This window comes from Microvirga calopogonii (genome assembly GCF_003347665.1).
In the GTDB taxonomy this organism is placed as follows: Bacteria; Pseudomonadota; Alphaproteobacteria; order Rhizobiales; family Beijerinckiaceae; genus Microvirga; species Microvirga calopogonii.
The window spans coordinates 1-20210 of record NZ_QDGA01000002.1 but is presented as its reverse complement, the minus strand read 5'-3'; the positions used below and the strand labels follow the sequence as shown (position 1 = coordinate 20210).

The window sequence follows — 20210 nt, the reverse complement described above, 5'->3', positions numbered from 1 at the left end:
CATGTCAGACCGCCCGACGCGCCCAGACCGCTCCGCCTTCAGGCTCTTCCGACCCGTCGCGACACGCTGGATGGACAACGATGCCTACGGGCACGTGAACAACGTGCATTACTACTCGTATTTCGACAGCGCCGTGAATGGATGGCTCGTCGAGAAAGGCCTGCTTGCCATCGCCGAGAGCCCCGTCATCGGCCTCGTGGTGGAATCGGGCTGCACCTATTTCGAGAGCGTCGCCTTTCCCGAGGCGCTGGAGGCGGGCATCGCCGTCGCGCATCTCGGCCGTTCCTCGGTGCGCTATCGCATCGGGATCTTCAGGAGCGGCGCCGAGCAGGCGGCGGCTCAAGGCCATTTCGTTCATGTCTATGTGGACCGCGCCACCCAGCGTCCCGTGGAGATCCCGTCCGAGACACGGACCGTGCTCAGCGAATTGCTTTGAGCCGTCCGCTGAAGGACACGAGCGCCACGCCCGCCAGCACCACGGCGCCCCCGGTGAGCTCGCGCAGGCCGATGCTCTCGTTGAGAAACAGCACCGCCATGATGGTGGTCCAGACCGGCGAGAGATAGCCCACCATCGAGGCGCGGGTCGGACCGGTGCGGCGGATCAGGTGCATGAAGAGCAGGATCGGCAGAGCCGTGGACAGGGCGCCGAGTGCGAGCAGCGGAGCCCAATGCGATGGTATGGGCGCGAAGGCCGAGGGGCCCACGAAGACGAGCGCCAGAATCGTCGCGGCAAAACCGGAGCAGACCTGCTGGCCGAGCGCCATCCGCGCCGGTTCCACCTGCCTGACGGTGCGTACATAGATGTTCGCCGCCGCGTAGCTGCAGGCGACAGCCACCATGACGAATACGCCCATGGCATCGATGCCGCTGTTCGGCAAGGCAGCGGGGCCGATCAGGATTCCCATGCCGAGGAAGCCGATCAGAACGCCGACGAAGCGCTGCGGCGTCAGCCGCTCATCGGCAAACAGCAGATGGGACAGAACGGCGACGATCAGCGGCGACGAGGCCTGGATCATGGCGGCAGGCGCGGTAGGCATCCGCGTCAGGGCATAGGCCAGCAGCACGTTCGGGAGCCAGCCGTTCAGCGTTCCGAGAACGGCCCAGATGCGCCATTCGCGGCGCCGGGGCAGGATGCTCTTGCCCTGAAGGACGAACCACAGGGCCAGGGATGCGGTCCCGATCAGGCCGCGCGTGGCGGCGAGTACGAAGGGGTTCAAGTTTCCGCTCAGCTTCACGAGCACCAACGAGCTGCCCCACAGAAACGAGCAGATCAGCAGGTTCGAGGCGACGAAGGCGGCGGTGGGAGCAGATGGCGCGGCGACCGCTCCGATATCCTGGGAGGACATGGGCAGTCTTCAGGATCCGAGAAGATCGACCAGGAACGGGATCAGCGGCTCGTCGGCCGGCGGCATCGGATAGCTGCGCAGCTCCTGGGCCTTGACCCATTTCAGGGCCTGGCCTTCGAGGGGCTGCACGAAACCCTCCCAGCGCCGGCAAATGTAGAGCGGCATGAGCAGGTGGAAGGTCTCGTACGGATGGCTCGCGAAGGTCAGCGGCGCAAGGCAGGGCTCCTTCACGGCAATGCCGAGCTCCTCGCGCAGCTCACGGATCAGCGTCTCCTCGGGTCGCTCGCCCGGCTCCACCTTGCCGCCGGGAAACTCCCAGAGGCCGGCGAGCTGCTTTCCTTCAGGCCGCTGCGCCAGGAGGATCCGGTTGTCCGTGTCGATCAGGGCGACGGCGACGACGAGGGTGAGCTTGAGGGGAGGCATGTCAGGTCTCCGGAAAGGAGGAACCTTTCATCACAGGTGGGCGCGCAACTCAATCATGGGTGGACAGAGAAACGTCATAGTTGTAACTATATTAAGTTACTTAAGAGGCGTCTAACAATGTCCAGTTGCAAGTTCATCGCGGCAGGCTTCGGCCTTCTGGCTTTCTCGGCTTCGTCCAATCTCGCCCTCGCTTGCACGGCTCAGCCCGTCTATCTGCATTCGGCACGCTTCGAGGCGGAGGGAGACATGACGGTCAATGCCGGAAAGAGCTGCCTATTCAACATCAACGGCATTCCCGGCGCTTTGGAAGACGTCCAAATCGTCCAGCAGCCGAAAGTGGGCCGAGCCGGCGTTCAGAACATGAAGCCCTACTATATCGCCAAGCCCGGCTATGCGGGGCGCGACGAGTTTTCGTACGCCTTCATCGGCAAGGACCAATATGGTGGCCCCATGCGCATCGTGATCAAGCGCATCGTCACGGTTCAGCCCTAGCGGACAGATTGTACGCCGGGACGGAACGCCCGGCGCAGGAGCTCAGCTCCTGTAATCGCCGTTGATCTCCACATAGGCCTTGGTCAGGTCGCAGGTCCACGCCGTGGCCTCGCCCCGGCCGAGGCCAAGGTCGACGCGGATCGTGATCTCGTCGCCCTTCATGTAGGCGGAGGTCTTGGCCTCGTCGTATTCCGGATCGCGGGCGCCTTTGACGGCGACGCGGATGTCGCCGAACCAGATGGCGAGCTTGTCACGCTCGGCGGGTTCACCGGCCTTGCCGACAGCCATGACCACGCGGCCCCAATTGGCATCCTCTCCGGCCACCGCCGTCTTCACCAGGGGTGAATTGGCGATCGCCATGGCGATCCGCTTGGCCGAGGTGGCGCCCGTGGCGCCGGTCACCTTCACGGTCACGAACTTGCGTGCGCCTTCACCATCGCGGGCGACCTGCTGGGCCAAGTCGGCCAGAAGGCTTTCCAGGGCGCCGCGGAACTCCTTCAGGCGCCGGTCACTCGGCAGGGAAATCGCCGGGGCGCCTTTGGCAGCGGCCGCGCCGGTCGCGAAGAAGAGCAGGGTGTCGGACGTGGAGGTATCACTGTCCACCGTCACGCAGTTGAAGCTCTTGTCGGCACCCTTCTTCAGGAGCGCCTGCAGCACCGGGGCGGCGATGGGCGCATCGGTGAAGATGAAGGAAAGCATGGTCGCCATATCGGGCGCGATCATGCCGGCACCCTTGGCGATGCCGTTGATCGTCACCTCGACGCCGCCGATGGTAGCCGTACGGGTCGCCACCTTCGGGAAGGTGTCGGTGGTCATGATCGCCTTGGCGGCATCGAGCCAGGCCGTGGGCTTCGCCTTCTTCTCGCAGGCCGTGAGCACGTTCTCGAACTTCGTTGCGTCGAGAGGCTCTCCGATCACGCCCGTGGAGGCGATGAAGACCTGCGAGGCCCGGCAGCCGGCCGCCTCGGCGGCGATGTCGGCCGTGAGCTTGACCGCTTCCGCGCCCTTCTTGCCCGTGAAGGCATTGGCATTGCCGGAATTGACCACAAGCGCCCGGGCCGTGCCCTTGCTCAGGTTTTTGCGGCACCAGTCGACAGGCGCCGAAGGGCATTTGGAACGGGTGAAGACTCCCGCCACGGTCGTGTCCTTAGGCAGGGTCACATACAGAACGTCGGTCCGGTTCTTGTATCGGATGCCGGCCTCCGCCGTCGCGATCCTGACGCCGTCGATGGCGGGAAGCGCCGGAAACGATTTGGGCGCGAGGGGAGACACGGACTTGGACATGCAAAAGGTCTCAGGCTGAGCGGATGGAATACCGTTTAGGAAAGGCGACCTGTGGTTTTTTAAGGCTTCTTGTCAAGTCAAAGCTGCAAAGGCGTCACGGCCTCGGACACGGAACGCAGCGAGTGTGTCCTCGTTGACCCGGTCTGCAAGCGACGGAGGCTTTGATGACGGGCAAACACCCCAAGACTCAACCCCAGGAGCGCCCACGCAGCGATCTCGATGTCGATCCGGGCATCGGCCGCTCGAAAGGCTCCAACATGACCGGCGAGGATCCACGCGACCTCGATGGCGGCTCGACCTTCCAGGGCGACGTGGAAAACCAGACGAACCGCCAGGGCGGAGCCGATCCGAACCGGATGGGGCGGCACAACAAGTAACGTTGGTTTGGGTCCACACCTCCCTCACATCATGACCGGCACGAGGCGGCCATGGCGTGGCGGGGGATCATCCAGAAACGAAAAGGGCAGCCTAGAGGCTGCCCTTTGAATAACCATAGAACCAACCCTTAGGGCTGCTTCTGCTCGACGAGGTTGCCTTTGTCGTCCAGGCGCTCGATCTTGGCGTTCTTGCGCAGGCCCATGATCAGGTCCTGCTGGGCCTTGCGGGCGAGATAGGTCTCGACCTGGTCCTTGGTCTCGTCGAAGGACGGAGCGGGCTTGGTGCGCTTCTCCTCGACCTTGATCACGTGCCAGCCGAACTGGCTCTTCACCGGATCGGAGATCTGGCCGGGCTCGAGCTTGAAGGCGGCTTCGGCGAAGGGCTCGACCATGCGGTCCTTGGTGAAGAAGCCAAGGTCGCCGCCATCGGTCTTGGAACCCGGGTCCTTCGAAACCTCTCCGGCCACCTTGGCGAAGTCCTCGCCACCCTTCACGCGGGCAGCGATCTTCTTGGCCTCGTCCTCGTTTTCGACCAGGATATGGCGGGCGCGGACCTCCTGCTCGGCCGGGACGCTCTTGACCGTCTCGTCGTAGAGCTTGCGGGTGGCCTCAGGGGTCACGGCCTTCTTGGATTCCTGGTCGAGGTATTCGTCGAGCAGGGTCTTGTCCCGGTTATAGGCGAGCTTGCGGGCGAATTCGGCACCGCTGCCGACCTTGGCCGCCTCGGCGGCCTTCGCGCCGAGCTTCAGGTCGATCATGTAGCCGGTCAGCAGTTCGCGCTTCTGCTCCTCGGGCACGTTCGGCATCTGGAGAGCCGGATCCTCGGACGCGATGGCGAGATCTCCTTCCGTGATGTCGACGCCGTTGACGCGGGCGATCACCTTGGCGGGATCGACGGCCGGAACGGCAGCCGGGGAGGTCGCAGGCGCGGCAGGGGTCGCCGGAGGGGTCTGGGCGAGGGCTGCCCCGGCCATGAACGGCAGGGCGACGCCGAGGGTCAGAAAGCTCTTACGGAACGTGAGTGAGCGAGACATATGGTTTCCTCTGGTGAGCGTGATCGCCCACGGACAGCGACGATCAGATGGCCGAATGTGTTTACGTTTGCAAGTGATGGCATATTTATGTCACAGCAGCGCCGCTCGCGGGGTCTTCTAGGGGCCTCCGGGCCGCTCGAGACTGCGCTACTAAAGTCATAGTCTTTAAGATGCGCTCCGGCGTAATTAGGTCTATAAGGCGGCGCAAACGCTCCATTCTCCTGCATTCTGGAATTTCGAAGGCTCTCGATGTTCGGTTCTCTCGCGAAGAAAATCTTCGGCTCGGTCAATGAACGCCGTCTGAAGTCCTATCGGCCGAAGGTAGCGGCCATCAACGCGATGGAGGCCGAGCTGGAGGCCCTGTCCGACGAGCAGCTCCGCGCCCGCACCGAGGACTTCAAGGCCCAGCTCGCCGTCGGCAAGACCCTGGACGACATCCTGGTCCCGGCCTTCGCCACGGTCCGCGAGGCGGCCAAGCGCACCCTCGGCCAGCGGCATTTCGACGTGCAGCTCATCGGCGGCATGGTGCTTCACGAGGGCTCGATCGCCGAAATGCGCACGGGCGAGGGCAAGACCCTGGTGGCAACCCTGCCGGTCTATCTGAACGCCCTTGCCGGCAAGGGCGTCCACGTGGTGACGGTCAACGACTACCTCGCCCGCCGCGACTCCGAGTGGATGGGCCAGATCTACCGCTTCCTGGGCCTCTCGGTCGGGGTGATCGTCCACGGCCTCGACGACGTCGAGCGTGCCGCCGCCTATGCGGCCGACATCACCTATGGGACCAACAACGAATACGGCTTCGACTACCTTCGCGACAACATGAAGTACGAGATGGCGCAGATGGTCCAGCGGGGCCACAACTTCGCCATCGTGGACGAGGTGGACTCGATCCTCATCGACGAGGCCCGGACCCCGCTCATCATCTCGGGTCCTCTCGACGACCGCTCCGAGCTCTACAATGCCATCGACGTGGTGATCCCGCGCCTGAATAAGAGCGACTACGAGCTCGACGAGAAGCAGCGTTCCGTAGCGTTGACCGAAGAGGGCACCGAGAAGATCGAGGCGCTGCTGCGGGAGATCGGCTTGCTGAAGGAAGGCGACCTCTACGACGCCCAGAACGCCACCCTGGTCCACCACATGAACCAGGCCCTGCGCGCCCACACCCTCTTCCAGCGCGACAAGGACTACATCGTCCGCAACGGCGAGGTGGTGATCATCGACGAGTTCACCGGCCGCATGATGCAGGGCCGCCGCTATTCGGAAGGCCTGCACCAGGCGCTCGAGGCCAAGGAGAAAGTCCAGGTTCAGCCCGAGAACCAGACGCTGGCCTCCATCACGTTCCAGAACTATTTCCGCCTCTACGACAAGCTCGGCGGCATGACCGGCACGGCCGCCACCGAGGCCGACGAGTTCCTGGAGATCTACAACCTCGAAGTGGTCGAGATCCCGACCAATCGTCCCGTTTCCCGGATCGACGACGACGACGAGGTCTATCGGACCGTGGAGGAGCGCTACAAGGCGGTCATCCGGGATATCGAGGCGGCTTCGGCCAAGGGCCAGCCGATCCTGGTCGGCACCACCTCCATCGAGAAGTCGGAGCATCTGGCCGATCTTCTGATTCAGGAAGGCTACAAGCTCATCGACTTCGAGAACCCGCAGGCGCTCGAACCCCTCTACCGCGATGCGCGGGCCGGCCGGGGCACCAAGCACTTCGCCGTGCTCAACGCTCGCTTCCACGAGCAGGAAGCCTTCATCGTCGCCCAGGCCGGCGTGCCGGGCGCGATCACGATCGCCACCAACATGGCCGGCCGAGGCACCGACATCCAGCTCGGCGGTAACGCCAAGATGCGCATCGAGCGCGAGCTTGTCGGCGTCGAGGGCGAGGAACGCGCCCGCCGCGAGAAGGAGATCCTCGACGAGGTCGTGGTCTTCAAGGAGCGCGCGCTCGCCGCCGGCGGCCTCTACGTGCTCGGCACCGAGCGCCACGAGTCCCGCCGCATCGACAACCAGCTGCGCGGGCGCTCCGGCCGCCAGGGCGACCCGGGCCGCTCCAAGTTCTACCTGTCCCTCCAGGACGACCTGATGCGCATCTTCGGCTCCGACCGCATGGACGGCATGCTGCAGAAGCTCGGTCTCAAGGAAGGCGAGGCCATCATCCACCCGTGGATCAACAAGGCCATCGAGCGGGCGCAGGCGAAGGTCGAGGCGCGCAACTTCGACATCCGCAAGAACATCCTGAAATACGACAACGTCATGAACGACCAGCGCAAGGTCGTGTTCGAGCAGCGCAAGGAGTTCATGGCCGAGGAGAGCGTTCGCGACACCATCGACGACATGCGTCACGGCGTGATCGAGGACATCGTCTCCCGTGCCATCCCGGAGAATGCCTATGCGGAGCAATGGGACGTCGAAGGCCTGAAGCAGAATGCCCTCAACTTCCTCAACCTCGACCTGCCGATCGAGGAGTGGGCGAAGGAGGAGGGCATCGCCGACGACGAAATCCGCGAGCGCATCACCAAGGCGGCCGACGAGGCCTATGCCCAGCGCATCGAGGCCAACACGTCCGAGGTGATGAACTACGTGGAGAAGCAGGTCCTGCTGCAGAGCCTGGATCACCTCTGGCGCGAGCATCTCGTGACCCTCGACCACCTGCGTCAGGTCATCGGCTGGCGCGGCCTGGCCCAGCGCGACCCGCTGAACGAGTACAAGTCCGAGGCCTTCGAGCTGTTCAACGGCCTGATCGGCCATCTGCGCGAGCAGGTGACGGGCCAGCTCATGCGCATCCAGGTTGTCTTCCAGCAGCCGGAGCCGCAGGGCCTTCCGCCCATGTTCGCCCAGCATCTCGATCCGGCCACTGGCGAGAACGAGTTCGACATGCCCCAGGGCCCGGCCTTCGGCGAGGGCGGAGCTCTTGGCTACGCGGCAATGTCCGTCGATCCGGCCACGGGCGCTCAGCGCGATCCGAATGATCCCTCCACCTGGGGCCGGGTCAGCCGCAACGAGCCCTGTCCCTGCGGTTCGGGCAAGAAGTTCAAGCACTGCCACGGACAGTTCGTGGCGTAAGTAAAGAGCCGAGATGATGTGAGAAAGCCCGCCGGATCGGCGGGCTTTTTCTTTGGTGGACCCTGGCTACGAGCCACCTTCCTACCTCCGTTGCGCCAGCAGATCTCGCAGGCGGCAAGAGGTAGAATGGACCAACGCTTCCACGGCTCCGGACGATGCTCGTCGGGATTGCCGGTCACAGCCGCTTCCGAAACGAAGGAGAGAACCATGTCTCATGCGGGAAGCTGTTTCTGCGGTGCCGTTCAAGTGGAGGTCAGCGGGTCGCCGGAAGCCATGGGCTATTGCCATTGTCGGTCCTGCCGCTCCTGGTCCGGCGGGCCGGTGAATGCCTTCAGCCTGTGGAAGCCCGAGGCCGTGCGCGTCACCTCCGGTGCCGAACACCTCGCGACCTTTCAGAAGACCGAATTCAGCCAGCGGCAATATTGCTCGAAATGCGGCGGGCACCTGATGAACAACCATCCGACGATCGGGCTCGTCGATGTGTTCGCCGCGACCATCCCCACCCTCGACTTCGTTCCCGCCGTCCACCTCAATTATGCGGAGACGGTGCTGCCCATGCGCGACGGGCTGCCGAAGATGAAGGACTTTCCGGTCGAAGTCGGCGGATCCGGCGAGACGATGGCCGAGTAAGAACCGGTAATCCGTCGCGCTATAGTTCGTGACCGACTGTGCTGCCTGGGGCATGCGGCGCTGGGGCGATGTCGTCCCACAAGCTTTCGCTCGTATCGCAATCGGTCTTCGGTGCGCTTCCTGCGGGCCGAATCAGACCGCCGGTTTCGGACATGCCGGCAATCTCGCGGACGATCTTGTTTCTCGTCTCGGTCAGGAATTGCGCGCGCTCTCGCACCGGCACCATGAATGCATTCACGCCGCCGATCACACAGTCGCGGTAATAGACATCCAATGTCGTGTCCTCCCGCCGCTCGGGCCGACTGAGCATGATGGGAAGGCCGTTGATCGTGACGCCCCGCGCCACCGCCCTGTCGCGTGACTCCGTGACCAAGGGACCCTGATTGTTCAAGCCGTCGCCAGAAATGTCGATCACGCGCCGCGCGGGCAGGAAGGGGCCGAAGGAGAAAAGAGCCAGGCTGAAGTCGATGGCCTCCGAGATCGATGTTCCGGCCCCCCGGCGAATGGGGGCGCCGGCCAGCCTTTCGGCGAAGGCGAGGCCGTCCGCTGGACTGTCCAGAACGGTCCAGGGCACCACGATGCTCTGGATAGGCGGATGCGCCCCGGCCCATTCCACATACGTGACGGCAATGCGCCCCAGCATGCCGTTGCGGATGGCCTGGTGCACCATCCCCGAGCGGAAGGCTTCCACATAGCCCTGCCGCTGCAGGGCCTGCTCGCCCGGGTCCATGGAGAGGGAAATGTCGACGGCCAGCACGAGGGCGAGGTCGACCTCGTCGGGAGCCCGTTGCCAAGCGGGAGCGACGCTCAGAAGCCCCGCCACGAGAACGGGGAGCAGCCATGAAGCGCTGGGATACCGCATGGCGATCTCCCTCAGAAGATCCCAGCCCCCTTGAATCTTCGGATGTTACGTCAGCTTTCCTTACGGCGATAGGATTCGTGACAACCGCCGCAATTCTGGCCGACCCGCTGGATGGCAGCCTGCAGACCGGCCTGATCCGTGATCCCCGATTGGACCGCCTTGGCGTCCTGTTCGAGCTTGGCCGCACGGGCGTCGAAATCCGTCTTCCGCTCCCAGACAGAAGGGAGCGCCGCGGTCTTTCCGCGATTCGAGTCTGGCGGGAAGAGCCCGGGGATCTGCTGTGCGTTCTGCGCGATCCGCTGGAAGGCCGCTTGGGCGGTAGCCGCATTGAACGGGGCCTGTCCCCGGGCCATGCCGGTGAGAGCGCGGACCTGTTCCTGATTGTTCTTCATCAGGTTCTGGCGCTGGACGACCGGGTCGTTGGCTTGAGCGAGCGCTCCGAGCCCACTGGCGATCAGTACGGTGACTGCAGCAATGACGGTCCTTCGCATGGCGAGCAACCTTTCTCCTCCTTCGAAGGATGTCTTCGCGCACCGGACTAGGCCATTGGAAAAGGGGATTAGACGCGGCTATTCGGCTGAAGGGTCGATCCGGGGCCCCTGACATTTTGCCCGAGCCTGGGTGCTCGCCCCCGGGCGCGAGCCATGCCATAAGGCCGCAGCAACTCCTCCAGAGCATCGGGCCCGACAGTGGAATTCACTTCCCGATCCCGTTCGATGCTCTTTTCCCCTTTGAAGCGCGCATCGTTCGGAGCGGAAGACCGGGACCCCTTTCTCCGCACGATGCGCCAGGCCTGACGATTCATGATTCGCGTCGAGAACATCAGTAAGCAGAACAGCCACAGGATCCTCTTCATCGAGGCTTCCGGAACCCTCCAGAAGGGCGAGAAAGTCGGTCTCGTGGGCCCCAACGGCGCGGGCAAGACGACACTTTTCCGGATGATCAACAAGGAGGAGCAGCCCGACGAGGGACAGGTTTCCGTCGATCGCGGCGTGACCATCGGCTATTTCAGCCAGGATGTCGGCGAAATGGACGGACGCAGCGCCGTGGCCGAGGTGATGGAGGGCGCAGGTCCCGTCAGCGCCGTGGCGGCCGAGCTGCGGGAGCTGGAAGCCGCCATGGTGGACCCGGAGAAGGCGGACGATCTCGACCGCATCATCGAGCGTTATGGCGAGGTGCAGGCGCGGTACGAGGAGCTGGATGGCTATTCCCTCGAGGGGCGGGCACGCGAGGTGTTGGCCGGGCTGGGCTTCAGCCAGGAGATGATGGACGGCGACGTGGGCGCCCTGTCCGGTGGCTGGAAGATGCGCGTCGCGCTCGGACGCATCCTCCTGATGCGACCGGACGTGATGCTCCTCGACGAGCCGAGCAACCACCTCGATCTCGAAAGCATCATCTGGCTGGAGGAGTTTCTGAAGGGCTACGACGGTGCGCTGCTCATGACCTCGCACGACCGCGCCTTCATGAACCGCATCGTGAACAAGATCATGGAGATCGACGGCGGCTCGCTCACGACCTATTCCGGCGATTACGAATTCTACGAGCAGCAGCGGGCGCTCAACGAGAAGCAGCAGCAGGCCCAGTTCGAACGCCAGCAGGCCATGCTCGCCAAGGAAATCAAGTTCATCGAGCGCTTCAAGGCGCGAGCCTCCCATGCGGCCCAGGTGCAGAGCCGGGTCAAGAAGCTGGAGAAGATCGATCGGGTCGAGCCGCCGAAACGCCGCCAGGCGGTGGCCTTCGAGTTCCTGCCCGCCCCGCGCTCTGGGGACGATGTGGTCAGCCTGAAAGGCGTGCATAAGCGCTATGGCAGCCGCAGCATCTACGAGGGCCTGGATTTCGCCGTGCGCCGCAAGGAGCGCTGGTGCGTCATGGGTGTCAACGGGGCCGGCAAGTCGACCCTGCTGAAGCTCGTGGCGGGCTCAACGACGCCCGACGACGGGGCGGTCACGATCGGAGCGAGCGTGAAGATGGGCTATTTCGCCCAGCACGCCATGGAGGTCCTCGAAGGCGATCGCACGGTGTTCGAGTTCCTGGAGGATTCGTTCCCCCAGGCCGGGCAGGGCTCCCTGCGCACGCTGGCCGGCTGCTTCGGCTTTTCCGGCGACGACGCGGAGAAGAAATGCCGCGTGCTCTCGGGCGGCGAGAAGGCACGGCTGGTCATGGCCAAGATGCTCTACGACCCGCCGAACTTCCTGGTTCTCGACGAGCCGACGAACCATCTCGACATGGCCACCAAGGAGATGCTGATCGAGGCCCTGTCGAAATACGAAGGCACCATGCTCTTCGTCTCCCACGACCGCCACTTCCTGGCCGCCCTGTCCAACCGGGTTCTCGAACTCACGCCGGATGGCATTCACCAATACGGCGGCGGCTATACCGACTACGTGGCGCGCACCGGCCAGGAGGCTCCTGGCCTGCGCCACTGAGCCAGCTCGAAAGAACGAACGAAAAGCCCGGCCATCGTGCCGGGCTTTTTGCCGTCGTCGGGACGTCAGCTTTAGGCAAGCATCGTCGTGAATAAGGCAAGGACACAACAACCCATTTTGGAGCAGGACCCTGCCGAGGGGTCCGATCCGCAACCCTTTCTCATATCGGGCCGAAACATCATGGCATTGAATACCTCCCTCCCGGTGCTCATCGTCGACGATTACCAGACGATGCTGCGCATCATCCGCAACCTTCTCAAGCAGATCGGCTTCACCGATGTCGACGAGGCCAAGGACGGTTCGGAAGCCTTGGGCAAGCTCAAGGAGAAGAAATACGGGCTCGTGATCTCCGACTGGAACATGGCGCCGATGACCGGGTTCGAGCTGCTCCAGAAGGTTCGCGCCGACGCGGAGCTGAACGCGCTTCCCTTCATCATGATCACCGCCGAGGCCAAGACCGAGAACGTCGTGGCTGCCAAGCAGGCGGGTGTGAACAACTACATCGTGAAGCCCTTCAACGCAGAGACCCTGCGCTCGAAGATCGCCGCGGTGCTGGGCGAGTAGCGGCAATGCGCCTTCCGCCACCCGTTTCCTTCGACCCTTTGAGCCTGGACCTCCTGGCTCAGTCCCGCGAGAGCATCGCTGCCCGGCGGCATGCGGAGATCATGCGGGGCATGGCGGCCATTCACGCGGCGCTCGAGCCCAACAGCGGGGCTTCCAAGGCCCTCCTGGACCAGATCCGCACCGATCTGCGCGAGGCGCTCAAGCTCAAGGAAGAGCTCGACGCCATCACAGAATCGATCCAGCGCACGAAGCGGGAGATCGCGACCCTGCATTCGCATACGCCAGGCGGGCAGGTGACCAGCGTCACGGATGAATTGGGCGCGGTCGTCTCCGGTACGGAAGCGGCCACCAACAGCATCCTGGCGGCGGCCGAGGAGATCGACGAGATCTCCGGGACGCTCTCCTCGCACCTGTCGGGCGATAACGCCGCATTGGCCCAGCGGATCTCCGACAAGGTGATCACGATCTTCGAGGCGTGCAATTTTCAGGACATTACCGGACAGCGCATCAGCAAGGTCGTCAACTCGATGAAGTTCATCGAGGAGCGCGTGACCCAGATGGCGCATATCTGGGGCGGTCTCGAAAGCTTCAACGACGTGGACGCCTTCCAGATGCCGGAACGGGAAGGGGACGATGCCCTGCTGAACGGGCCAGCCCTCGACGGCGACCCGAACCGCACCTCCCAGGATGCCATCGACGCCCTGTTCGGCTGAACGGGCCAATCCCGCGTATGCAATCGAAGCCCGGCCATGGTGCCGGGCTTTTTGCTTTCCGCACTCCCGATGGCATAACAAAGAGCCCGCCGGTGAGGCGGGCTCTTGCGTCTTCTATGACAGGGAAAAGGTTCAGTTGGCGGCCGCCACATTGACCCCTGTGGAAACCTGCGCCCGCTTCGGGGGTACGGCTTTTACAGCCGGTGCTGCCTTCATGGGAGCCGGAGCGACCTGGACCGTCTCGGCCACGGGCTGCGCGTCCGAGGTGCTGAACAGGTCGGTCATGCCGCTGAACATCTTCTTGTAGAAGGGCGTCTCCTGCGAGGAAGGCGTAGCGGCAGCGGTCGCGACCGGCGCGGTCTGCTGCGTCACCGCCACACGGCTTGCCGCCTGCCGGGGCTCGGGCTGCGAGGCGGGAACCTCCTTCATCGACGCGAAGGCGAGCGCGGTCGACGGCGTGTCGATCTTCTCGCGGCCGGTGTCGTCGAGCGCGATCTGCTGCGGCCCCGAGGAAATGCCCTCGGTGCGGCTCACGAAACCGAGCTTGCTGTCGGACACGCCCGACGCGCTGGCCAGGGCGGCGCGGAAGGATTCATGCGTGTCGCCGTCGTTGTAGACGAGCTTGATCGGCTTTTCGCCCTTGGCGACCAGTTCGGCCACCTCCTGCTCGTCGTGCCGCTGCTTCTGCGTCACGGCGGCCATGGTGCTTTCGTCCGCGTTGAAGACGTAGCGGTGGTTGGTGACCGCCACGCGCAGCTCCTCCTTCGACACGTCGAAGGTGTCGGAGCCTTCCTTCAGGTTCTTCCAGAAGCCGATATTCGGGTCGAGGCGGTGCTTGGCCAGGTTCTCGGCCGTCATCCGGAAGGGATAGGACTGGAACTGGAAGCCCCGCTGACCCGCGCCAAGGGCCTCGCGGGCGATGGCGTAGATCTCGGCGATGTTCTGGTCCGTCATGGCGAAGCAGCCGCGCGACGAGCACGCGCCATGAACCATGATGTCGCCGCCGTTGCGGCCGAAGGACCGGTCATAGGCGTTCGGATAGCCGGTATCGAACGACAGGTAATAGGCCGAGTTCGGGTTCATCTGGGCCGGGGTGACCGTGTAGAAGCCTTCCGGCACCTGACGGTCGCCTTCGCGGGTCTTGGGGCCGAGCTGGCCGGACCAGCGGCAGATGGGATAGGTCTTGAGGAGCGCGTACTTCCCGTTGGAACCGCGCTTCCAGATCTCCAGCTCCGATTCCTTCTTATAGGCTCGGACCAGGATCGGGTCTTCCTTGGACATGCCCTTGGTGGACATCAGCGCCATCGTGGCCGGCGGAATCGGCACGAGGTGTCGTGTGGAGCTACGGGAAAGCTGGTCATCCTGACAGGCAGCAAGCGCGAGCACCAGGCTCGCGGCCAATGCAAAACGCTTCATCATGGGGGACCCCGCAATTTTTGATCTGCCGGCGTCTGTGCCGGTCAGTTCCCCTTTAACCCCTAGATCGTTAGCCTTAACTGGTCCTTACTGCAAGCGGGGCCGTAACGGAGTTATGCTGAATCGGAGGTAAAAGATCCGGCCGCGAAAGGTTTCGGCGCCGCTCATCGGAGACACGCATGTCTCTTCCGGAGTAATGGAGCGCCGCAAGCGAACCCGCCCGAGAGGCCGGGCGGGCGCACAATCGGACAATCCGAATTAGAGCTTGCGGCCGATATTGAGGAACTTGTCGGCGCGGTGGTCGCGGATCTCGGCCGGGCCCATGTTGTCGAGGTCGTGCAGGGCTTCCTCAATGGCGTTGCCGGTCGCCTGGATGGCCGCCTGCGGATCCCGGTGGGCACCGCCCACGGGTTCCGTGACGATGCCGTCGATGATGCCGAGCCGCAGGAGATCCTGGGCCGTGATCTTCATGTTGGTGGCCGCATCCTGGGCTCGGGCCGCATCGCGCCAGAGGATCGAGGCCGCGCCTTCCGGGGAGATCACGCTGTAGATGGCGTGCTCCAGCATCAGCACCTTGTTGGCCGTGGCGATGGCGATGGCGCCGCCGGATCCGCCTTCGCCGATCACGACGGAGACGTTCGGCACGCCGAGGGACAGCTGCATCTCGGTCGAGCGGGCGATGGCCTCCGCCTGTCCGCGCTCCTCCGCTTCGATGCCCGGATAGGCTCCGGCGGTGTCCACGAAGGAAATCACCGGCAGGCTGAAGCGGTCGGCCATTTCCATCAGGCGCACGGCCTTGCGGTAGCCCTCGGGACGGGCCATGCCGAAATTGTGCCGGATGCGGGTCTCGGTGTTATGGCCCTTCTCCTGGCCCATCACGCAGACGGGCTGACCGCGGAAGCGGCCGAAGCCGCCGACGATGGCCTCGTCCTCGGCGAACTTGCGGTCGCCAGCGAGCGGAGTGAACTCGGTGATGAGACCGGCGCAGTAATCGACGAAGTGCGGACGCTGGGGATGGCGCGCGACCAGGGTCTTCTGCCAGGGCGTGAGCTTGGCATAAAGTTCCTTCAGGGCGTCGGCGGCCTTGACCTCCAGGCGGGAGATGTCGTCGGTGATGGAGACGGCGTCCCGGTTCTCACCGAGAGCCCGGAGCTCCTCGACCTTGGCTTCCAGCTCTGCGACGGGCTTTTCGAAATCGAGATAACTGCGCATCAGACTCTATGAAAATGGAAGGCCGGCGTGGACCGGATAGCCCTGCCGAAGCGGGCCGGACACTGGCGTTTTGGAGGACTCAAGTCAAGTTGAGCCCTGTCTTACTCCTGTAAAACCCGGCGGAATCAAGGAAGGCGGCGCCATTCGCGAGGCGGGAGCCGCTGGAGCCGGGACGAAAACCGGTGAAAGACGCCGGGAGCGGCGCACCGCATGGACGGCTCCCGGCCGGTAGAGCTGCTTCGTCGCCTCCACGATGTGAAGGCCCGCGAACGGCAGCGAGAACCTGGCGCCGACCTGTTCCCAGGCCTGGGCGCTCTGGAGCAGGAGGCGGTTGCGCAAGGGAGGGACGTAAAGGGTTTCGGCCCAGCCTTCGGGGGAGAACCAGGTCTGGCGCATGAGGCTTTTGAGTTGCGAGCGGCTGTAGGGCTGCCCGTAGCCGAAAGGCGTCGTGTCCATGCGCGCCCACAGGCCGCGCCGATTGGGAGCGACCAGGATGATCCGTCCGCCCGGTGTGAGGATGCGCCAGATCTCGTGCAGGAGTTCGCTCGGGCTCTCCACCGTCTCCAGGGCATGAACCACGAGAACGCGGTCGATGGAGGCATCGGGCAGGGGCATCATGAGCGGATCGACGAGCGCCGAGGCCGAGGCGCCGGTTCTGGGCCAGTTCACCACGCCCTGGTTGGCCGGCATGAAGGCCAGCGTCCGCTCGCTTTCATCCTTCACGGCCAGGAGATAGGGCGGAGCGTAGCCGAGGCCGAGCACGCGCAGGCCCGTGAGCGGTCCCCAGAACCGGTCGATGGCGCGTCCGACGAATCGGCGCGTCACGGCTCCCAACGGGCTGGCGTAGAAGCCGCGCAGATCGGTAATGTCGATGCTCATGCCCTCAACAGGATGCCTCTCGATCCGGTCCGGCAAGCGATTGCGGGGTCCGGGTCTGGTTTCACGGGCCGACTGTTCCATGATAGCTCAGAGCACATCAAGACAAGGTGCCTCGATGTCCGCCCAGATCCACGCCTTTCTCTGCCTCCAGGATAATATCGGTGTTCTGATCCACGATCCCAATACGGGAGCCTGCGCGGCCGTCGACGCGCCCGAGGAGGGGCCGATCCTGGCGGCTCTCGCCCGGACCGGCTGGCAACTCACGGACATCATCGTCACGCACCGCCATGCCGATCACGTTCAGGCCGTAGAGCCCCTGAAGCGGCGCACGGGCTGCCGGGTCGTGGCTCCGGTCAAGGCGCGCGAGGCGGTGCCGTCCGCCGATGCCTATGTGCGGGAGGGCGATACGGTTCATGTGGGAGGGCTTCAGGCGCATGTCTGGGAAACGCCGGGCCATTGCCTGGACCACGTCTCCTACTGGTTCGCAGCCGATCGGGCGCTGTTTGCGGGCGACACCCTCTTCACCCTCGGCTGCGGGCGCATGTTCGAGGGAACCTACGCGGAATTCTGGGCCACGCTGCAGCGTCTCGCTTCCCTGCCGGACGAGGCGCGGATCTATTGCGGGCATGACTACACGCTGTCCAATGCGCGCTTTGCGCTCGCCGCCGATCCGGACAACGAAGCCCTGAAGGCGCGGGCGGCGGAAGCGGAGAAAGCCAAGACGGAGGGTCGCTTCCTCGTACCGACGACCATCGGTCAGGAGAAAGCCACCAACCCATTCCTGCGGGCCGGGGAGCCTGCGCTCGCGAAATCCGTTCATAAGGAGGGGGCGGCGCCCGTGGAGGTGTTTCAGGCCTTGCGCGAATGGAAGAACAGGTTCTGATGAGGGCATGACCTTGCAGGAGCCGACAGACTTATGAACGACCACAGCCTCATCATCGGACTCGAGAGCCGTCTCCTGAATGCTTGGCCCTCGTTCGATTATCAGCTCTACGACGGCTGGGTTCTCCGTCTTGCGAACGGCTACTCGAAGCGGGCCAATTCCGCGACGCCCTTCCGGCCGGAGATCGGTCTCGACGATGAGCTTCTCGACTACATGGTCGCGCGCTTCGTGGAGGCCAATATACGTCCCACCTTCCGCCTCAACGGGGTGGAAGCGCCTCAGGTGGACGAGCTGCTGAAGGAGCGCGGGTTCAAGGATGTCGAGCCGACGCATGTCCTCACGGCTCCGATCAAGAGCGGCGATTGCGAGATGGACCCGGAGGTCAATCTCGAGCCCCAGGTTTCGAAACGCTGGGTGCGGGCGGCGGCGGAATCCTATGGCGGCGACAAGGCCGATGACGAGACCCTGATGAGGATCGTCTCCCGGATCCGCCAGCAGACGGCTTATGCCACGCTCAGCCTCGACGAGAGGCCGGTGGCCTGGGGCCTCGGCGTGGTGGAGCGCGGCTATATCGGGCTCTACGACATCGTGGTGGCACCGGACCTGCGCGGCATCGGCCTGGGCCGCCGCGTGGTGGCGAGCCTCATGGCCTGGGGCTGCCGGGAGGGAGCGCATACCGCCTATCTGCAGGTGCGCGAGGAAAACGAGATTGCCCGCGCGCTCTATGGCACGCTCGGCTTCGAGACCGCCTACCGCTACACCCACCGGGTCATGCCGGGACGGTCTTCTTCGGTGTGAGGGTAGCAACGAGCGCCCCGGCCACGATGAGGCCGCAGGCAAGGACGAGCGTCAGGGTCGGCTCCGCGTAGCCGGCGACCACCAGCAGGAGGGTCGACAGAACCGGCGTCGCATAGGAGGCGACGCCGAGGAAGCGGATGTCGCCGCGCTTCATGCCGATGTCCCACACATAGAAGGCCGCTCCCACCGGGCCGAGGCCGAGCGCCAGAAGAGCGAGCCATTGCGTCGTCGTCTCGGGCCAGACGGTGGTCTCGAAGGCGAGGTGGCAGACGAGGCTCAGGAGCGAGGTCATGAGGCAGAAGCCCGCCACCGCATCGGTCGGCACCTGGCCGAAACGACGGGAGAGCACCGAATAGCCGGCCCAGACGAAGGCGGCCACGAAGGCGCATATATAGCCCGGCATGTATTCGGCGCGCGCATCGAAGGCGCCGCGCCCGGCGATCAGCACGACGACGCCGGCAAATCCGAGCAATGCTCCCACGATATGCGCCCGCCGCAGATGCTCGCCGGGCAGAAGTGAAGAGAACAGCACGATCAGCAGCGGCCAGAGATAGTTGATCAGCCCCGACTCGGCCGGAGGTGCCCAGCGCAGGGCCGCGAAATAGAGCGCGTGATAGCCGAACAGGCCGCCGATGCCCAAGGCCCAGACGACGGGCTTCTGACGCAGGGCCTTGAGACCCTGAGGCCGCACGATCCAGCTCCCCACGCCGACCAGCCCGCCGACGAGGAACGTCATGGCATTGAGCTGAAACGGAGGGATCGTGCCCGTCGCCGCCGTGAACAGGGCGAGCATGGACCAGAGCAGGATGGCAATGAGGCCGATGGTGGTGGCGGTGCGAGTCGTCATGGCCGCCACCTACCATGTCTTTACCGGGGAAGCGAAGGGCTGAGACAGGACGATCGAGAAATTCTAGTAGGTCGTGCGCCCGCCGCTGAGATCGAAGGTGGCGGCCGTGGTGAAGGAGTTCTCCTCGGAGAGCATCCAGACGACCATGGCGGCGATCTCGTGCAGCTCGGCGAACCGGTCGCGCGGGATGCGGACGCGCATGTACTCGATGAATTCCGGCGTCAGCGAATCGAGGATCTTCGTCTTGGCCGTGGTGGGCGTGATGCAGTTCACCGCGATGCCCGTCTTGGCCAGTTCCTTGCCCAGCGACTTGGTGAGCCCGATGATCCCGGCCTTGGCGGCGCTGTAGGCGGCGAGGTTCGGGTTGCCCTCCTTGCCCGCGACCGATGAAATGTTGACGATACGGCCGTAATCGTTCTCCTGCATGATCGGCACGATGGAGCGGCAGCAATTGAAGGTGCCGGTCAGGTTGACTTCGACGACGCTGCGCCATTCCTCGACGGCATACTCGGCCAGCGGCTTCACGGGTCCCGTGATCCCGGCGCCGTTCACCAGGCCGTCGATGCGCCCGAAGGCGGCGCGGGTCTGCTGCGCGGCGTGCTCGACCGACAGGCTGTCGGCGACGTCGACGCTCAGGCCGAGGCAGTCCTTGGAGAGCGCGGCGGCGCTGGTCCGGGACTCGTCGAGGCGGAGATCCCAGATAGCGACCCGGGCGCCCGATTGCACGAGGCGCTCGCCGATCGCATAGCCGATGCCGCGAGCCCCTCCCGTGATCACGACGGTTTTGCCCGCCATGTCGATGCGGTTCATTCCTCACATTCTCCGTGTTGTAGGCAGGGTACGGCGCATCGGTCCGGATCCCGGCTCAAGATCCGGGTCGGGACCGATGCTGGGCGGATCAGGCCATGTATTGGCCGCCGTTGATGGACAGGGTCGAGCCGGTGACGAAGCCGGCCTCGTC

Annotated in this window: 21 protein-coding genes; 10 read left to right on the top strand and 11 right to left on the bottom strand. The window is 64.5% G+C overall.

What is annotated here, in order from left to right; all coding sequences use genetic code 11:
* Window position 1 precedes the first annotated feature (1 nt).
* Complete coding sequence (locus DDF70_RS02645) at window positions 2–436, top strand: acyl-CoA thioesterase (protein WP_114943616.1); 435 nt, start codon at window positions 2–4, stop codon at window positions 434–436.
* Here DDF70_RS02645 and DDF70_RS02640 read toward each other — a convergent pair.
* The gene (locus tag DDF70_RS02640) at window positions 420–1346 is read right to left on the bottom strand and encodes a DMT family transporter (RefSeq protein WP_114943327.1); all 927 of its coding nucleotides are present in this window, start codon (window positions 1344–1346) and stop codon (window positions 420–422) included. The genes DDF70_RS02645 and DDF70_RS02640 overlap by 17 nt on opposite strands.
* 9 nt (window positions 1347–1355) lie before the next feature.
* Window positions 1356–1769: an 8-oxo-dGTP diphosphatase MutT gene (gene mutT / locus DDF70_RS02635; protein ID WP_114943326.1), complete on the bottom strand. Its 414-nt coding sequence runs from the start codon at window positions 1767–1769 to the stop codon at window positions 1356–1358.
* Window positions 1770–1886: 117 nt separating this feature from the next.
* On the opposite strand from mutT, the gene DDF70_RS02630 reads away from it, so the two are divergent.
* On the top strand, window positions 1887–2261 hold the full coding sequence (locus DDF70_RS02630) for a hypothetical protein (protein ID WP_114943325.1): 375 nt from the start codon (window positions 1887–1889) through the stop codon (window positions 2259–2261).
* Window positions 2262–2303: 42 nt separating this feature from the next.
* Here DDF70_RS02630 and argJ read toward each other — a convergent pair whose 3' ends face one another.
* The gene (gene argJ, locus DDF70_RS02625) at window positions 2304–3545 is read right to left on the bottom strand and encodes a bifunctional glutamate N-acetyltransferase/amino-acid acetyltransferase ArgJ (protein WP_114943324.1); all 1242 of its coding nucleotides are present in this window, start codon (window positions 3543–3545) and stop codon (window positions 2304–2306) included.
* Window positions 3546–3709: 164 nt separating this feature from the next.
* Here argJ and DDF70_RS02620 point away from each other — a divergent pair, with 164 nt between their 5' ends.
* Window positions 3710–3922 carry a hypothetical protein gene (locus DDF70_RS02620; protein ID WP_114943323.1) on the top strand — a complete coding sequence of 71 codons (213 nt, stop codon included), beginning with the start codon at window positions 3710–3712 and terminating at the stop codon, window positions 3920–3922.
* Between the two features lie 128 nt (window positions 3923–4050).
* On the opposite strand, the gene DDF70_RS02615 is transcribed toward DDF70_RS02620, so the two are convergent.
* A complete protein-coding gene (locus DDF70_RS02615) occupies window positions 4051–4956 on the bottom strand; it encodes a peptidylprolyl isomerase (RefSeq protein ID WP_114943322.1) in 906 nt (301 codons plus the stop codon).
* 249 nt (window positions 4957–5205) lie between these two features.
* Here DDF70_RS02615 and secA point away from each other — a divergent pair, with 249 nt between their 5' ends.
* Window positions 5206–8019: a preprotein translocase subunit SecA gene (gene secA / locus DDF70_RS02610; protein ID WP_114943321.1), complete on the top strand. Its 2814-nt coding sequence runs from the start codon at window positions 5206–5208 to the stop codon at window positions 8017–8019.
* A gap of 207 nt (window positions 8020–8226) precedes the next feature.
* Window positions 8227–8649, top strand: coding sequence for a GFA family protein (locus DDF70_RS02605; protein ID WP_114943320.1), 423 nt, complete (start codon window positions 8227–8229; stop codon window positions 8647–8649).
* A 19-nt stretch (window positions 8650–8668) separates the two neighbouring features.
* On the opposite strand, the gene DDF70_RS02600 is transcribed toward DDF70_RS02605, so the two are convergent.
* The gene (locus tag DDF70_RS02600; RefSeq protein WP_114943319.1) at window positions 8669–9511 is read right to left on the bottom strand and encodes a DUF1194 domain-containing protein; all 843 of its coding nucleotides are present in this window, start codon (window positions 9509–9511) and stop codon (window positions 8669–8671) included.
* 50 nt (window positions 9512–9561) lie between these two features.
* Window positions 9562–10002, bottom strand: coding sequence for a c-type cytochrome (locus tag DDF70_RS02595; RefSeq protein ID WP_114943318.1), 441 nt, complete (start codon window positions 10000–10002; stop codon window positions 9562–9564).
* 312 nt (window positions 10003–10314) lie between these two features.
* Between DDF70_RS02595 and DDF70_RS02590 the strand changes: the two genes are divergently transcribed.
* The 3 genes from DDF70_RS02590 (at window position 10315) to DDF70_RS02580 (ending at window position 13214) form a co-directional block, all read left to right on the top strand.
* Complete coding sequence (locus DDF70_RS02590; protein WP_114943317.1) at window positions 10315–11937, top strand: ABC-F family ATP-binding cassette domain-containing protein; 1623 nt, start codon at window positions 10315–10317, stop codon at window positions 11935–11937.
* 180 nt (window positions 11938–12117) lie between these two features.
* On the top strand, window positions 12118–12501 hold the full coding sequence (locus DDF70_RS02585) for a response regulator (protein WP_114943316.1): 384 nt from the start codon (window positions 12118–12120) through the stop codon (window positions 12499–12501).
* A gap of 5 nt (window positions 12502–12506) precedes the next feature.
* Window positions 12507–13214, top strand: a complete 708-nt coding sequence (locus tag DDF70_RS02580; protein WP_114943315.1) for a protein phosphatase CheZ — start codon at window positions 12507–12509, stop codon at window positions 13212–13214.
* Window positions 13215–13346: 132 nt separating this feature from the next.
* On the opposite strand, the gene DDF70_RS02575 is transcribed toward DDF70_RS02580, so the two are convergent.
* From DDF70_RS02575 to DDF70_RS02565, 3 genes are all read right to left on the bottom strand, one after another.
* Window positions 13347–14633: a L,D-transpeptidase family protein gene (locus tag DDF70_RS02575; protein WP_114943314.1), complete on the bottom strand. Its 1287-nt coding sequence runs from the start codon at window positions 14631–14633 to the stop codon at window positions 13347–13349.
* A gap of 255 nt (window positions 14634–14888) precedes the next feature.
* Window positions 14889–15842 carry an acetyl-CoA carboxylase carboxyltransferase subunit alpha gene (locus tag DDF70_RS02570; RefSeq protein WP_114943313.1) on the bottom strand — a complete coding sequence of 318 codons (954 nt, stop codon included), beginning with the start codon at window positions 15840–15842 and terminating at the stop codon, window positions 14889–14891.
* A gap of 84 nt (window positions 15843–15926) precedes the next feature.
* The gene (locus DDF70_RS02565) at window positions 15927–16721 is read right to left on the bottom strand and encodes a class I SAM-dependent methyltransferase (RefSeq protein ID WP_114943312.1); all 795 of its coding nucleotides are present in this window, start codon (window positions 16719–16721) and stop codon (window positions 15927–15929) included.
* A gap of 115 nt (window positions 16722–16836) precedes the next feature.
* On the opposite strand from DDF70_RS02565, the gene gloB reads away from it, so the two are divergent.
* Together gloB and DDF70_RS02555 are read left to right on the top strand one after the other, a co-directional pair.
* Window positions 16837–17604 (top strand): hydroxyacylglutathione hydrolase, encoded by a 768-nt coding sequence (gene gloB / locus DDF70_RS02560; protein ID WP_114943311.1) that lies wholly within the window; start codon window positions 16837–16839, stop codon window positions 17602–17604.
* 33 nt (window positions 17605–17637) lie between these two features.
* Window positions 17638–18402, top strand: a complete 765-nt coding sequence (locus DDF70_RS02555; RefSeq protein WP_114943310.1) for a GNAT family N-acetyltransferase — start codon at window positions 17638–17640, stop codon at window positions 18400–18402.
* Here DDF70_RS02555 and yddG read toward each other — a convergent pair.
* Both yddG and DDF70_RS02545 read right to left on the bottom strand, forming a co-directional pair.
* Window positions 18374–19249, bottom strand: coding sequence for an aromatic amino acid exporter YddG (gene yddG / locus DDF70_RS02550; protein ID WP_114943615.1), 876 nt, complete (start codon window positions 19247–19249; stop codon window positions 18374–18376). The genes DDF70_RS02555 and yddG overlap by 29 nt on opposite strands.
* A gap of 63 nt (window positions 19250–19312) precedes the next feature.
* Window positions 19313–20059 carry an SDR family NAD(P)-dependent oxidoreductase gene (locus DDF70_RS02545; protein WP_114943309.1) on the bottom strand — a complete coding sequence of 249 codons (747 nt, stop codon included), beginning with the start codon at window positions 20057–20059 and terminating at the stop codon, window positions 19313–19315.
* Window positions 20060–20210 lie beyond the last annotated feature (151 nt).

Coding starts and splice junctions, on each gene's coding strand:
- DDF70_RS02605 (WP_114943320.1), top strand. CDS start 8,227: ATGTCTCATGCGGGAAGCTGTTTCTGCGGTGCCGTTCAAGTGGAGGTC.
- DDF70_RS02570 (WP_114943313.1), bottom strand. CDS start 15,842: ATGCGCAGTTATCTCGATTTCGAAAAGCCCGTCGCAGAGCTGGAAGCC.
- mutT (WP_114943326.1), bottom strand. CDS start 1,769: ATGCCTCCCCTCAAGCTCACCCTCGTCGTCGCCGTCGCCCTGATCGAC.
- DDF70_RS02585 (WP_114943316.1), top strand. CDS start 12,118: ATGGCATTGAATACCTCCCTCCCGGTGCTCATCGTCGACGATTACCAG.
- secA (WP_114943321.1), top strand. CDS start 5,206: ATGTTCGGTTCTCTCGCGAAGAAAATCTTCGGCTCGGTCAATGAACGC.
- DDF70_RS02555 (WP_114943310.1), top strand. CDS start 17,638: ATGAACGACCACAGCCTCATCATCGGACTCGAGAGCCGTCTCCTGAAT.
- DDF70_RS02630 (WP_114943325.1), top strand. CDS start 1,887: ATGTCCAGTTGCAAGTTCATCGCGGCAGGCTTCGGCCTTCTGGCTTTC.
- argJ (WP_114943324.1), bottom strand. CDS start 3,545: ATGTCCAAGTCCGTGTCTCCCCTCGCGCCCAAATCGTTTCCGGCGCTT.
- DDF70_RS02615 (WP_114943322.1), bottom strand. CDS start 4,956: ATGTCTCGCTCACTCACGTTCCGTAAGAGCTTTCTGACCCTCGGCGTC.
- yddG (WP_114943615.1), bottom strand. CDS start 19,249: ATGACGACTCGCACCGCCACCACCATCGGCCTCATTGCCATCCTGCTC.
- DDF70_RS02580 (WP_114943315.1), top strand. CDS start 12,507: ATGCGCCTTCCGCCACCCGTTTCCTTCGACCCTTTGAGCCTGGACCTC.
- DDF70_RS02600 (WP_114943319.1), bottom strand. CDS start 9,511: ATGCGGTATCCCAGCGCTTCATGGCTGCTCCCCGTTCTCGTGGCGGGG.
- DDF70_RS02545 (WP_114943309.1), bottom strand. CDS start 20,059: ATGAACCGCATCGACATGGCGGGCAAAACCGTCGTGATCACGGGAGGG.
- DDF70_RS02595 (WP_114943318.1), bottom strand. CDS start 10,002: ATGCGAAGGACCGTCATTGCTGCAGTCACCGTACTGATCGCCAGTGGG.
- DDF70_RS02575 (WP_114943314.1), bottom strand. CDS start 14,633: ATGATGAAGCGTTTTGCATTGGCCGCGAGCCTGGTGCTCGCGCTTGCT.
- DDF70_RS02620 (WP_114943323.1), top strand. CDS start 3,710: ATGACGGGCAAACACCCCAAGACTCAACCCCAGGAGCGCCCACGCAGC.
- DDF70_RS02645 (WP_114943616.1), top strand. CDS start 2: ATGTCAGACCGCCCGACGCGCCCAGACCGCTCCGCCTTCAGGCTCTTC.
- DDF70_RS02590 (WP_114943317.1), top strand. CDS start 10,315: ATGATTCGCGTCGAGAACATCAGTAAGCAGAACAGCCACAGGATCCTC.
- DDF70_RS02565 (WP_114943312.1), bottom strand. CDS start 16,721: ATGAGCATCGACATTACCGATCTGCGCGGCTTCTACGCCAGCCCGTTG.
- gloB (WP_114943311.1), top strand. CDS start 16,837: ATGTCCGCCCAGATCCACGCCTTTCTCTGCCTCCAGGATAATATCGGT.
- DDF70_RS02640 (WP_114943327.1), bottom strand. CDS start 1,346: ATGTCCTCCCAGGATATCGGAGCGGTCGCCGCGCCATCTGCTCCCACC.